This window comes from Desulfosporosinus nitroreducens (assembly GCF_023897015.1).
GTDB lineage: Bacteria > Bacillota > Desulfitobacteriia > Desulfitobacteriales > Desulfitobacteriaceae > Desulfosporosinus > Desulfosporosinus nitroreducens.
The window spans coordinates 1-12,948 of record NZ_JAMHFY010000037.1 but is presented as its reverse complement, the minus strand read 5'-3'; the positions used below and the strand labels follow the sequence as shown (position 1 = coordinate 12,948).

Genomic DNA, 12,948 nt, shown 5'->3' with positions numbered 1-12,948 from the left:
TTTCGGGCATGGTGGAGCCGGAAGAAGAGAAAACTAAAAATAATTCAGGATTGAATGAAAGTAATTCATATTTGAATTACTTAATTCTAGTTTAAGGGCATTATTTGAAATAATGTACTTCCTACTGCACCAAAATATGCCACAAAATATTGGTTAGGGGATTAGATATCCTTAAAAATCGGAGTTAATGTTTAAATTTTCTATTTTAAAAGATATTTTGGAATAATTAGAAAGTTGGCATCAGAATTGCTATTAAAATAATTTGTCGAAAAACATTATAAAATCTTGAGATGAACCACCCGGTTGGGTCCGGATTTTATGGGCCTTAGCAATGGGGGCACTGATCGTGGCCGCTGTGCCAATGATTCCTATTACCATGATGGTATTACTGAGTTTTCTGAAGTCCATTAAAAAAGATTGGAATTAGTAAGTTATTTGAAAGGAGAGAAGGACAATGGCATTAAGATCTAGACTTGAGTTTATTGGAAAAGAAGATTATACCAGAATCCATGAAGCATCTCTAAAGATTTTGGCGGAAACAGGAGTAGCTTTTCATGATGATGAGGCCGTGGAACTCTTTAAAAAACACGGGGCAAGAGTTAATGGTAAAGTGGTTTACATTACCCGCGAATTAGTGGAAAAGGCCTTGGCAACTACACCGAGCAAGTTTAAATGGTCGGCTAGAAATGATCAACAGTCTGTAATTGTTGGGGATGGTTTTATTCAACAGCCTAACGTAGGTCCTGTGTATATCCAGGATATGGATAAGGGACGACGCTTGGCTACCTTGCAAGACTATACAAATATCCAAAAACTATGTCAGGCCAGCGATGTGATCAATCTGGTGGGAAGTATTCCGGTAGATCCTAGTGATGTAGCCAGCGAAAATAAGCATTTGAGTATGATGTATGAGATTATCAAAAATACAGATAAGCCGATAATCGGAATGTGTACAGAAGGGTTACAGGCTAAGCATCAATTGGATATGGTTGCTATGGCTGTGGGCGGACAGCAGTTTTTAGCAGAGAATCCATGTGTAGGAGTATTGGTAAATCCCTTGAGCCCCTTAGCATACGCTCCGGAAACTATCCAAACCATGCGGGAGTACGCTAAACTTCGACAGCCTCTGTTGTTGGCCCCTTGTATCATGGCGGGAGTAACAGCCCCCATCAGCCTATTGGGGACTAGCGTTCTCCAAAATACAGAATTCTTGGCAGGTTTAGTCTTTAGCCAATTAGTGGGTCCCGGCACTCCAGTTGTATATGGCAACGCTTCCACTCGATCTTATTTCAAGCGTGCTAGCTTTTGTGCCGGTACTCCTGAAGCCATGATGATCAATACTTCTAACATCCAAATGGGCTTGGAATTCTACAACTTACCCACAAGAACTATGTGTGGTATTACCGAATCAAAGATCCTAGATGCTCAGGCGGGATATGAGTCGATGATGAGTCTAATGATGGGAATGATGAGTGGTGCTCATATTGCTGTTCAATGCTTAGGGGTATTAGATGCCATCATGGCTACTTCCTATGAAAAATTCATCCTTGATGAAGAGATGATTCGCAGAGTTTTACACATTTATAAAGGTATTGATACTTCTGATGAGGCTTTGTCAGTTGATATCATTCAAGAAATGGGTCAGAACGGATCATATCTAATGCACACCAATACCTTCGAACACTTCAGGGAAAGTTGGACACCAACCGTTTCGGAGTGGGGTTCTTATGATGAATGGGTAACCCAGGGTTCCGAGGATGTAGTTGTTCGAGCGAATAGAAAATACAAGGAAATCTTAAACAATGCTCCAGAATCCTTGATTGACAAGGATCTAGATAAAGATTTACAGAGGTATATCGAGAAGGCTTCCATTTAAACAAGATAATTTCTAATTGAAGATGCAAGGGCGATAAAAACATTTTTTTATAATAAATGGAGGATTTACTGTGAGTACACTAACCCAACTGGCAGATGCCGTGTTTAAAGGGGATTTTTTGGGAGTCAAGGATATTACCCAGCAGCTAATTGAGGGTGGCACCGATCCAATTGAAATTATTAATCAGGGTCTGATTGAGGGGATGAATATAGTAGCTCCGAAGTTTAAATCAGGAGAAATGTTTGTTCCTGAGGTCATGATGTCAGCTAGAGCTATGAGCTCCACCAAATAAGTACTCAATCTTTGACGCTCCCTTGTACTCATGTCTCCGTGTGCTTTTAATTTGGGCTTGACAAGTATAGCGATATATGAATACACTTAATAGAATTGATAGAGGTGCATCGTACAATCAGTACCCGAAGTTGTTAAGGTTTACGTAAGACCGTAGCTTCTGTGAAAGGTGTAGATGCCGAAGTTGGTCCCAATTACGTAGGGACTGGGCTGGTTGAACAAAATAAGATTTGTTCAACTGTCGCGTTTGCGGAGAGCTATCTATATTACAGATATGATTGGAAAATCATATGGTAATCTAGTAGCTGATTCCGTATCAGCTATTTTTTATATTAAGGAGATGTAGAATAATATGAAAAAGAACACTGTTTTCAAAGGTATTGCCACTGCTCTCATCACTCCTATGGACGAAACGGGAATTAATTATGAGCAGTTTGGCAAATTGATCGATTGGCAAATTGCTGAGGGGATTGATGCTCTGGTGATTTGTGGAACCACAGGTGAAGCGTCCACCCTAACTGATGCTGAGCACAGAGCAGCAATTACATTTGCAGCTCAGCACGCAGAAGGCAGAGTGCCGATCATTGCAGGCACAGGTAGCAATGACACCGAATACGCGCATGACCTTACTCGTAGTGCCGGCGAAGCAGGTGCGGATGCAATGCTCGTAGTTACCCCTTATTACAACAAGGCTACACAAAAAGGCCTGATTAAAATGTTTACTCAAATTGCCGACAAGAGTACTAAGCCTATCATTCTCTATAATGTGCCTTCAAGGACAGGTATAAACATTGAGCCTGCAACCTACGAAGTATTAGCTGAACACGAAAATATAGTAGGGATTAAAGAGGCAAATGGCAACATTTCTAAAATTGTTGAAACGATGGCGCGTGTGCATGGCAAGCTTGATTTGTATTCAGGCAACGACGATCAGTTAGTTCCACTTATGGCGCTTGGTGGAGTTGGCGGCATTTCTGTGCTTTCTAACATTATGCCGGCACAGACACGTGAGATTTGCACCCGTTTCTTTAATGGTGACATTACAGGCAGTGCAGAGCAGCAATATAAACTTTACCCCCTTATAGACGCACTGTTTTGTGAAGTAAACCCTATTCCGGTCAAAGCTGCTATGGCAGCTATGGGTTTCTGCAAGGATTATCTCAGATCGCCTCTCACTACAATGGAGGATATATACCGTGAAAAGTTATTCTCTCTTATGAAAGCACATGGATTAAACGTTTAAGGAAGGTCATTAGGGACGAGACCAGCAAATCAATACGGCAATAGGGTAGCTTAGTTATCTCTGGGGGGTTATGCCACTAAACAAAACATTTTTGTTGTCGTGTGGAAGGAACGTTAATTCTGGAGAGCCATCGATGTAATGAACCTAACCCCAAGGTGAAATAAATGCCCCCTATGATAGAATCATCTATTATAGGGGTTTTTTAGTGGGTAAAACGAGCAATGCAATAGTCTAGGGATTGTAAAAACTGCCAAAACAAATGTTATCCATTGTGATTTGGACACATTTAAGTCACATTATTAAGTTACACTCTTCTCAAAACGGTAAATTTGAAAAAAGGATTTTAACAATGCATAATATCCTAGTGAATTGTGAAAACAACAAACGATGAACAATAAGCATGTAATCTTTTGAAAGAAGGTTTGCCATGTTTCCAATTTTGGTTGTCGAAGATAATGAAAACTTACGTATGTTAATGAAAACCCGTTTGGAACAAGCCGGTTATAAAGTTTTACAAGCCCAAAATGGTCAAGAAGCTCTAAAAATCCTCGAAGATCAACATGTCGATTTAATTATTAGTGATATCATGATGCCACTTATGGATGGTTTCGAACTTATTGAAAGCCTTAGAGAAGCAAATTATAGCATGCCTATTTTAATGGTGACCGCTAAAGAGGGCTTTGAGGACAAGGAGAAAGGTTTTAGACTGGGTACAGACGATTATATGGTAAAGCCAATTGATATGAACGAGATGATTTTGAGAGTAGCGGCTCTGCTAAGACGAGCTAAAATTACCAATGAACATAAAATTGTGATAGGTGAAATCGTACTGGACTATGATAATTTGAGCATAAATGGGCCAGACCTTTATATTGAATTGCCCAAAAAAGAATTTCTGCTACTATTTAAACTGTTGAGCTATCCAAAGCGAATTTTTACAAGGCAACAGCTTATGTCTGAAATTTGGGGGCTGGATACGGATATCGATGAACGAACGGTGGATAGCCACATTAAAAAGCTTCGTAAGAAGTTCGAAGACAGGCCAGAGTTTAAAATCATAACGATTCGGGGACTTGGTTATAAGGCGGAGAAAATTTATGGTTAAGAAATTGTCAAATTCAATTCGGGCCAAAGGTACTTTGATTGCCATCGGAATCTTGTTTTTCTCTTGTTTTGTTTCTTTTTCTCTGATGACGATTCTTTTCTTAGTGCTCTATCATGGTGATCTGAGTATTAGCGAAGCGCATGCAGTTTTTGGAAGTTTCATGTTCGTGACATTGATCTTATGTGTAGCCTTGGGAGGCTCACTATTATTCTTCGCGATTCGGAAAATTTCTGACCCTATCATTCGGATCAGCAATGCAACAAAAGAAGTTGCTAAGGGTGATTTTTCAATCAAGATGGATTATAAGAGCAATGATGAAATAGGGGTTTTGACCCAGAATTTCAACTTAATGACGACTGAACTCGGTAATATGGAGTATCTCCGCAAAGATTTTATTAGCAGCGTGTCCCATGAGATCAAAACACCTATTTCGTCTATCCAAGGCTTCGCTGAAATGCTTCAAGATAAGGAGCTGTCGGAAGAAAATTTTCAGGCTTACACAAACATCATCATTGATGAGACCAAGAGATTAAGCCATTTAAGTTCAAATATGCTTCGACTTTCTAAGCTGGATCATCAATTCATCCCAGAGAGCACGAAACAGTTTTCTTTAGATGAGCAAATTCGGAGGACGATTGTCCTTCTAGAGGAAAAATGGTCTAAGAAAAACTTAGAACTCGACATAGATCTAGATGAAATAGTTTACACTGGTGACGAAGCCCTGATCCAACAGATTTGGTTGAACTTAATTGAGAATGCTATTAAATTCTCTGCTGAGTCCGGAACTGTTTTTATTCAAGCGAGAAAAACTTCGAACAAGGTCGTTGCCGAGATCAAGGATCAAGGTATCGGTATATCCAAAATCGATCAAGGACGAATCTTTGAGAAATTTTTTCAAGTCGATGAATCCCATTCCAAAGAGGGGAGCGGTCTTGGTTTAGCAATCGTTAAGAAGATCGTGGAAATCTACGATGGAGAAATAGATTTTACCAGTGAAATTGGACAAGGGACAACATTTGTTGTTAAATTGCCATTTAGAAATTAATAAAAACGGTCACATTGAGGACATAATCTTGATGTAAAAAGAGGAGGAGCGAAATTATATTATGAAGGGATCTGATGGTATGAAACGAAAAATAGTAATCGGGGCTTCACTAGTGCTTATGTTGGGACTTATTACGTTTGTAAAACCAGTGCAAACTTTAGCGCTAGATACTCTATCGATTTTCCGTGTAAACAATGTGAAAACCCTTGAAATTACAATTGCGGATCTGCAAGAAGGAATGCAAACCATTTCTAATCTGAAAGAAGATTTTAAAGGAAAGAACTTTGAACACAGCTCTCTGATCAACGTTGTTTCACACCCACAACATGAAGTAACAAAACTGCAAGAGGCCGAGGAGTTTGGTGCTTTTAAACTTCGTTTGCCACGGGAACTAGAATCTCAAAAGCCTGAGATCTCTGCGATGGATTCTAGCAAAATGACGTTCACGTTAGATGTGGATGCTAGCAATGTACTGCTGAAAGCGGTTAATAGTCCAAAACTGCTTTCCAGTGATCTAAACAATGTCGAAATGTCTATGGTATCTTCAGCTGCTGCCTACGCAAAATATGATGATGTCCTATTCGTAGCAACCCAGAAATCCTATTTAGATGCACCGCAAGCCGCAAAAAAAGAATTACGAGATGTCATGCTAAATTTGCCGTTAATTCCTACGAATCTTCGTCAACAACTTGCTGAAATCGAGGAAGATACTTCTGATATCTATCTTCCTGTCCTAGTTGGTTTCGGAAGAGAAGTGGATTTGGGAGGGAAAAATGGTTACGTCTACACTATGTCTGATTTAAAAGGATTTACTGAAACAATTCCTCAAGATATGATAGCACCAGGATCACATAGTCAAGCTCTTGAAGGATCAAATGGTAAGTCGCAGGTCGCAGCTATGGATGAAATGAGCAAAAAATTGATTAGCAAATACGGTGAAGAAAAATTTGCTGCTATGAAAGAAGCTCATAAAATCGCTGCAGAAGAAATGCCCAATATGGAGAACGCTTCTGTGCTGATTTGGACCAAAGATGGCAATTTGTATGGATTAATGGGTAATAAAACGGATGCTGAGCTTGCAAAAATCGCTAGGAGTGTTCGGTAATGATCATCGAAACACATGCTCTTACTAAAAAGTATGGCAATAAAACGGCATGTGACCAAATTGGCCTTTCAGTAGAAGCTGGGCAAGTTTATGGATTCCTTGGCCGTAACGGTGCTGGGAAAAGTACTTGTATTAAGATGTTAACGGGTCTTGTATTCCCGACATCCGGAAGCGGCACAGTACTTGGCAAACCCCTTGGTGATGTTTCTGCGAGAGAAAAGATGGGTTACCTCCCTGAGCTTTTCCGTTATCAAGACTGGATGACTGGTTTGGATTTGCTGAGTTTCCACGCCCAATTATTCAAATTGAAAAATAAGAAGGATCAAATTAGCAGGGTCTTAAAGTTAGTAGGACTCGTTGGGCAAGAAAACTACAAAGTGGGTTCATATAGTAAAGGCATGCAGCAACGCATCGGGTTAGCCTGTGCGCTGTTGCCTAATCCACAACTGATCTTCCTAGATGAACCAACATCTGCTCTGGATCCGTTTGGTCGTAAAGATGTCAGAGACATTATTGTTTCTTTGAAAGATGAAGGAACAACGGTCTTTTTAAACAGTCATCTTTTAAGTGAAGTGGAAGCAGTTTGTGACAGTGTTACCTTTATTCACAAAGGTAAAGTTGTTAAATCCGCGCGGATGGATGAGTTACTAATGACTAAAATATTGTTAACAATCCGGGCCAATGGCCTAACTGAAGAATTGTTTGCAAAGATGAATAAACAACACGAATCATTGCAAAAACTAGCAGATGGCAGTCTAACAGTATCTTTAAACGATTACGAGGAAATTCCTGCCCTTGCATCTAGTCTTGTCTCCAATGGTGTAACACTATATGAGTTAACGCCGCATCGAGAGACGCTTGAAACTGTGTTTATGCAGATTGTTGGCGAGGAGGGACAATCATCGTAGCTATATTAATCACAACGCTAAATGAAGCTATTCGTAAAAAAACGTTTATCATAATGGGGATTGTCACCTTTTTGTACTTGGTATTTTGGACATTAATGCTTAATTATTTTCCCAACACATCAGTGACTCATGGCATGGGAAATCAATTTAAGCCTTTTGCGATTCAAATGGTTACGAAAATGGGTTTTCAGTTTTCGGCCATGTTAATAGCTTTGCTGACTATTATGCTTGGATCGGGTGCAATTGCCTCAGAACTAGAGTCAGGACTCATTCAAGGGATTCTCTCTCGTCCCATTCAACGCTATCAGTATATCCTTGGGAAACTTGGCGGATTGGTTATTTTAGCCTGTACCTACGCAACATTGCTTTTCTCATTAATTCTGGTCATCGGAGCCTTTTTTGGGCTTAGCACGATAACCAGTCTAACGTTCTCTCAAATCATTACAGGATGGTTGTTGTATCTATTGCTGCCAGTCGCAGTCCTTTGCCTGACATTGTTTGGATCTGTGTCCTTAAAAGCAGTGTCCAATGGAATCTTAATGATCTTCATTTACATTTTAGGTAATGTTGGGGGAATGGTCGAGATGATTGGGCAGTACGTGAGTAACAACTCAGTCATTGGTACTGGAATTTTTATTAGCTTGATTTCACCGTTCCAAACGATTTATAGTACGATGGAACGGGTCATGGTTCCGAATTCTGAGCTGGCAGCAAGTGCAATGTCTGCTGCCAGTTTATCGGGCAGTGGCAAACCAGCAAGTCTATGGATGTTTGTCTATATAGCCATTTACATGCTCGGATTTGTGATGTTAGCAATACGGAAATTTTCTAGTAAAGATATCACTTAGAAAGAAATTCTAAAAAATTGAACAATAGCAAGCATGAGAGAAGAGTTCGATATCTCTTTAACTCTGCAATAATATAACTCTTTGCTATATTTTAAAGGCAAAGAGTTATATTATAATAGGTATAAGACTGGACGATAGAAAGGTAATTATGTTCACAAAACAGTTTTTAGTCATAGCATCAATTATCGTGTCGTTGTTAATGGTTGTTATCGTTAATTTGGTACGATTGAGAAACACAAAAAAACCTGCTGTAGCGAAAAAGATTATTTTGCCACCGCTTTTCATGGCAACTGGTGCGAGTATGTTTATCTTACCAATGTTTAGACCGACATTACCTGAGCTGATAAGTTCCGTTGTAATGGGAATGCTTTTCTCTATCGTCTTAATAAAAACTTCTAAATTTGAAATTCGGGACAACCAAATCTATCTCCAAAGATCAAAGCTGTTTATAGTGGCTTTGATAGGTTTAGTTACTTTAAGAATGATCGGGAAAATTATCCTTGCTGAGACCATACATATCGATCCTGCCCAAATGAGCGGCATTTTTTTCATCTTGGCCTTTAGCATGATCCTGCCATGGCGTATTAGTATGTATATTGGGTTTAGAAAATTAAAAAGACAACTCGACAACGCATAATTCTCTATGAGCTTACTCAAAGTGAAAGAGGGTTATTGCTGAGAGGAATCAGAAAAGCAACAAGTAAACGTGGCATGACTCTAGGAACCTTGGGTTAGGTTATGCCACTAAATATAACATTTTGTTGTCGTGTGGAAGGAACGTTAGTCTGGAGAGCCACCGATGTGATGAACCTAACCCCAAAGTGAAATAGATGCCCCCTATGATAGAAAATCATCATCTATTATAGGGGTTTTTTAGTGGGTACACCAAATACTATAGGAGTATTCCAAAATCCTCAAGCTTCATTTCTATATTGAAAGTTTCTATCGGCGGGTTAATTCTATTGATTCCTGCAATCATAGTGTTTATTGTTGGGGAAAATTCCACTATAAAATTGTGTAGTCTTGCCTTGGTAAAATCCTTGTCATGTACCAATTTACTATTCAAAAAGAGATTTAAGTCATATTCCTTGCTGGAAAAATATTCATCGAATTTTTCTTCGACTATGTCTGGTCCAAAGATGGCCGCTTCCCGGCATATGAATAACCGGCACAGAGGCGTTATGGCATCCCTTGGTAAGACACAACCCGAGTCACTTGCGAAGGGGCAATGGTTGAAGCCGGATTTCATTTCTATCATTATTCCGTTATATCCCTTAATTATATGACCTTTTTTTAAGATCAACTTATAAAACTTAGGGTAATGAAGATATAAAAATACTAAATCGAAAAGACAGAATTCTGGTTCATAAGAACAGCAGCCGATGCTTTTACTCCCATTCTTACTATTTCGGTAACAAACTGAACAAAGATTGGTACAAATACTAGGACGCAAGGGGTCATTAATAATTTTAAACTCCGCTAACATTTAGAAGCTCCTTTTTATTACATAAACTTCTTTAGGTGTCAAATTAGAGATCGAGAATATGGTCCTTCATTTATAGCTATTTCGTTTAATGTGGACTGTGTTTTAAAAATTCACATAACCATTATAGCAAGGAGGTCTGGCAACGGGAATATGGCCCAATAAATTTATAGCGCTATATGGTTACAGGGCTCATTGCGGTTACCTTATTGTGAGACTTCAATTAAATTAAGAATTGAGTAGATTAAATAAATCGTTAATCTTGTGGAACCAGAACTGCGGTAACTCCTTCAGTCGGACAAGGTGTCCAACAAGATCAGGATACATTCAGATGAATTTCAGTAAACTTTCAGGTAAGATTCAGACCAATTTCAGATTGATATTGCATAATAACATTGTACTCAATCATTTCGAGTGAAAGCGTTGATTCTTAGGTATGTTACACACATATACAGGAATCATCTCTGACAAATGGGTTGCTACATAAAGATTTGTCCAGCTCAATGATAACAAAGCTAAATTTAAGGAGGGTCTACCTAATGAAAAAAGTAAAATCAATTGTAATCCTAACTGCTATAGCAACACTTATGTCCACAGCAGGTGTTTATGCAAATCAGTCAAGCAGAGCCACTGTACCCACTCAAAACTTCTTAGCTCAAATACAGTCAGCCGCACCACAAGGTGGATTTGCAAACAACTTGGATAGTCTAGTAACAGCAGGAACAATAACACAGGCTCAGGCAGATGCGATTCAAACGGCTCTTGAAGCAGCAAAACCTACAGGTGATCCGGATAAAAGTGGACAGAAAAGAGGCAAAGGCGGATTTTCCAGTGTCTTGGATAGTCTCGTAACAGCTGAAACTTTAACACAAGTTCAAGCGGATGCGATTCAAACAGCCCTCAAGGCTGCGAAGTCCTCAGACTCAGACTCGGCAAGCTTCTTAGATAGTCTAGTAACAGCAGGAACGATAACACAGGCTCAGGCAGATGCTATTCAAACGGCTCTCGAAGCCGCAAAACCTACAGGTGATCCGGATAAAAGTGGAGATCAGAAAAGAGGTGAAGGCGGGTTTTCAAATGTCTTGGATAGTCTCGTAACAACTGAAACGATAACACAAGTTCAAGAAGTTGCGGTTCAAACAGCCCTCAAGGCAGCGAAACCCTCAGACTCAGCAAGCGTTTTAGATGGTCTGGTAACAGCAGGAACAATAACACAGGCTCAAGTAGATGCGATTCAAACGGCTCTCGAAGCAGCAAAACCTACAGGTGATCCGGATAATAGTGTAGATCAGAAAAGAGGCAAAGGCGGGTTTTCCAGTGTCTTGGATAGTCTCGTAACGGCAGAAACTATAACTCAAGCTCAGGCAGATGCTGTTCAAAGTTTGTTTACAAATGAAATGAAATCTTCGAAACAATAAAGTGGTTACCAAATACTCCATTATCCAATCCCTTCACATCGAGAGGGGATTGGATTGGATTGGATAGCTTTAAAAGCAAATTGTTAACAATCATGTTTTATCTCCTGTGATGTTGAGCATGGTTTGTGCAATTTCCTGCCCATTGAGCAGCAGTGCAATCCGATGAACTCCGGGGTAATGCCGGCGGGTGGTGAGTTCCGCAAAACTATGCAGGCGTGTTCCCGACAAGTGTGCGCCGCCGGATACGGTTTTATCCGATAACAGAAACAGCTTGAGAGATGGTTTTCCATTGGATTTTATAAAGTCGATACCGTATTCTAAACGGATATGTGCCGGAGCATTCCCAACTATGTCGAGTGAATAGTGCAGCTTACAGCTATCCCCAATTTGGAGCCCGTCCGGCTTAACCGACAGGGATGCGTTCTTAAATAGGGGTTTTTCCTCTGAAAAGTCCGTATAGCCAAAGAGCGTCATCGCTTCGGGATTGGCTTTCCGGATCAGGGTGCGGCAGCCTCGCCGTAGAATCCAGTCCGTATCCGGATTATGACCGATCCATCGTTGTGCTGTTCTCAAAACAGCATCCGGGTTATCTTTTGCAATATCATTCAGGTTATTGGCAACACTTTTGCGGACATAAAGGGAAGGGTCAGCTTTCAGGCGTTCCAGAACTTTAAAAACGGGTGACGGATCTTTTTTAAATATTGGAAGCCCGATACCCCAGGGCAGACGAGGCCGGCAGCCTTCACTGGAAAAACGCCGTACATGCTCGTTTGGATGTAATGACCACCGGAGCATATATTCCATGACACGTTCCGGTTCCCGCAGTAAAAACGGACGAATTGCAAACTCTGAAGATGACCGCTGTGTGAAACGTTCCAAGGAATTCATTGAAAGCTCCCAATATTCCTCCTGCTGCCCATAAGTGGCTGCAAAGTCAGGGAAGAACAGGTATGGGAACCCGTTGCAGCTCTCATCGATAGAGAATAGAATACGCAAAGCATCTTCAAAACGCTTGGGAAGATATTCGCCCAATATCTCTGCAATTTTGTGCATACGGGCTTTGAGCGGTAATTCATCCCATGGATGCGTCAGCACGGATACTACAAATTGTTCCGAATCAAAATCCTTATAAGCAGTGTGTACCTTGGCACTAAATCCATGTAGAAATTCTGCGGTATAGATATCCTTTAATGCATCACCCATAGATCTCCTCCAATCTCCTGATGAATAAATGGATAACTCAATAATCTTATCGTAATCTCCATCTACTTTAAAGGTCACGGTAATTCGTCTTTGTTTTGTTCCACTTCTCTAGGTTCTAGTCTTACGTTTGTTGCAAACTGGTATTCATCACTCCATTTTTTGATTGCTGATTTACCATGCCTTTTCTGTCCTTCATCCAGCACGACTGCATCCTCTGAAAAGTAATCTGAATTGAAACAATTTGCTGATCTGCATATCATCACCTCATGTAAAATTATAAAGTATATAACTCGACAACATTATGTCATAATATACTTTGTCAAGTTATTAGTGGAGTGCTTGATAGTGCTATATGTGCGACACGTTTCTAAATGAAAAGTTTAGACATTTGTAGAAATACAAAGAGAACTAACATCTTGATGA

12 protein-coding genes, 1 pseudogene and 1 riboswitch are annotated in these 12,948 nt (G+C 40.0%); of the genes and pseudogenes, 10 read left to right on the top strand and 3 right to left on the bottom strand.

Translation table 11 applies throughout. The annotated features are described in order from the left end of the window. Positions 1-454 precede the first annotated feature (454 nt). The 9 genes and pseudogenes from M8E35_RS23940 to M8E35_RS23900 all read left to right on the top strand — a co-directional run bounded on the left by M8E35_RS23940 (position 455) and on the right by M8E35_RS23900 (position 9,058). Entirely contained in the window at positions 455-1,876 is a 1,422-nt protein-coding gene (locus M8E35_RS23940) for a trimethylamine methyltransferase family protein (RefSeq protein WP_252473406.1), read from the top strand. 70 nt (positions 1,877-1,946) lie between these two features. Continuing rightward, positions 1,947-2,156 (top strand): annotated as a pseudogene (locus M8E35_RS23935) (B12-binding domain-containing protein); the annotation flags it as partial. A gap of 103 nt (positions 2,157-2,259) precedes the next feature. Continuing rightward, positions 2,260-2,435: riboswitch (Lysine riboswitch) on the top strand. 84 nt (positions 2,436-2,519) lie between these two features. Further along, a complete protein-coding gene (dapA, locus tag M8E35_RS23930; protein ID WP_252473404.1) occupies positions 2,520-3,410 on the top strand; it encodes a 4-hydroxy-tetrahydrodipicolinate synthase in 891 nt (296 codons plus the stop codon). A gap of 427 nt (positions 3,411-3,837) precedes the next feature. After that, the gene (locus M8E35_RS23925) at positions 3,838-4,515 is read left to right on the top strand and encodes a response regulator transcription factor (protein ID WP_252473392.1); all 678 of its coding nucleotides are present in this window, start codon (positions 3,838-3,840) and stop codon (positions 4,513-4,515) included. Continuing rightward, positions 4,508-5,560, top strand: a complete 1,053-nt coding sequence (locus M8E35_RS23920; protein ID WP_252473390.1) for a HAMP domain-containing sensor histidine kinase — start codon at positions 4,508-4,510, stop codon at positions 5,558-5,560. The genes M8E35_RS23925 and M8E35_RS23920 overlap by 8 nt, the downstream gene beginning before the upstream one ends. Positions 5,561-5,621: 61 nt before the next feature. Further along, entirely contained in the window at positions 5,622-6,665 is a 1,044-nt protein-coding gene (locus M8E35_RS23915) for a hypothetical protein (protein WP_252473388.1), read from the top strand. Continuing rightward, entirely contained in the window at positions 6,665-7,573 is a 909-nt protein-coding gene (locus M8E35_RS23910) for an ABC transporter ATP-binding protein (protein ID WP_252473387.1), read from the top strand. Before M8E35_RS23915 ends, M8E35_RS23910 begins: the two co-directional genes overlap by 1 nt. Next, the gene (locus M8E35_RS23905) at positions 7,564-8,421 is read left to right on the top strand and encodes an ABC transporter permease (protein ID WP_309446504.1); all 858 of its coding nucleotides are present in this window, start codon (positions 7,564-7,566) and stop codon (positions 8,419-8,421) included. The genes M8E35_RS23910 and M8E35_RS23905 overlap by 10 nt, the downstream gene beginning before the upstream one ends. A 148-nt stretch (positions 8,422-8,569) precedes the next feature. Further along, a complete protein-coding gene (locus M8E35_RS23900; RefSeq protein ID WP_252473383.1) occupies positions 8,570-9,058 on the top strand; it encodes a CcdC family protein in 489 nt (162 codons plus the stop codon). Positions 9,059-9,313: 255 nt separating this feature from the next. Here the strand turns inward: M8E35_RS23900 and M8E35_RS23895 are convergent, their stop codons facing one another. Then, the gene (locus tag M8E35_RS23895; protein ID WP_252473381.1) at positions 9,314-9,679 is read right to left on the bottom strand and encodes a hypothetical protein; all 366 of its coding nucleotides are present in this window, start codon (positions 9,677-9,679) and stop codon (positions 9,314-9,316) included. Positions 9,680-10,443: 764 nt separating this feature from the next. Here M8E35_RS23895 and M8E35_RS23890 point away from each other — a divergent pair. After that, positions 10,444-11,322, top strand: a complete 879-nt coding sequence (locus tag M8E35_RS23890) for a hypothetical protein (RefSeq protein WP_252473379.1) — start codon at positions 10,444-10,446, stop codon at positions 11,320-11,322. A 90-nt stretch (positions 11,323-11,412) separates the two neighbouring features. Here M8E35_RS23890 and M8E35_RS23885 read toward each other — a convergent pair whose 3' ends face one another. Next, positions 11,413-12,525, bottom strand: a complete 1,113-nt coding sequence (locus tag M8E35_RS23885) for a DNA alkylation repair protein (protein ID WP_252473377.1) — start codon at positions 12,523-12,525, stop codon at positions 11,413-11,415. A gap of 74 nt (positions 12,526-12,599) precedes the next feature. Further along, positions 12,600-12,728 carry a hypothetical protein gene (locus tag M8E35_RS26615; RefSeq protein ID WP_289710994.1) on the bottom strand — a complete coding sequence of 43 codons (129 nt, stop codon included), beginning with the start codon at positions 12,726-12,728 and terminating at the stop codon, positions 12,600-12,602. Between the last annotated feature and the right edge of the window lie 220 nt (positions 12,729-12,948).

Excerpts from the sequence above, each read along its gene's own strand:
- M8E35_RS23890 (WP_252473379.1), top strand. The coding sequence starts at position 10,444 with ATGAAAAAAGTAAAATCAATTGTAATCCTAACTGCTATAGCAACACTT.
- M8E35_RS23920 (WP_252473390.1), top strand. The coding sequence starts at position 4,508 with ATGGTTAAGAAATTGTCAAATTCAATTCGGGCCAAAGGTACTTTGATT.
- dapA (WP_252473404.1), top strand. The coding sequence starts at position 2,520 with ATGAAAAAGAACACTGTTTTCAAAGGTATTGCCACTGCTCTCATCACT.
- M8E35_RS23910 (WP_252473387.1), top strand. The coding sequence starts at position 6,665 with ATGATCATCGAAACACATGCTCTTACTAAAAAGTATGGCAATAAAACG.
- M8E35_RS23915 (WP_252473388.1), top strand. The coding sequence starts at position 5,622 with ATGAAGGGATCTGATGGTATGAAACGAAAAATAGTAATCGGGGCTTCA.
- M8E35_RS23900 (WP_252473383.1), top strand. The coding sequence starts at position 8,570 with ATGTTCACAAAACAGTTTTTAGTCATAGCATCAATTATCGTGTCGTTG.
- M8E35_RS23895 (WP_252473381.1), bottom strand. The coding sequence starts at position 9,679 with ATGATAGAAATGAAATCCGGCTTCAACCATTGCCCCTTCGCAAGTGAC.
- M8E35_RS23885 (WP_252473377.1), bottom strand. The coding sequence starts at position 12,525 with ATGGGTGATGCATTAAAGGATATCTATACCGCAGAATTTCTACATGGA.
- M8E35_RS23940 (WP_252473406.1), top strand. The coding sequence starts at position 455 with ATGGCATTAAGATCTAGACTTGAGTTTATTGGAAAAGAAGATTATACC.
- M8E35_RS23925 (WP_252473392.1), top strand. The coding sequence starts at position 3,838 with ATGTTTCCAATTTTGGTTGTCGAAGATAATGAAAACTTACGTATGTTA.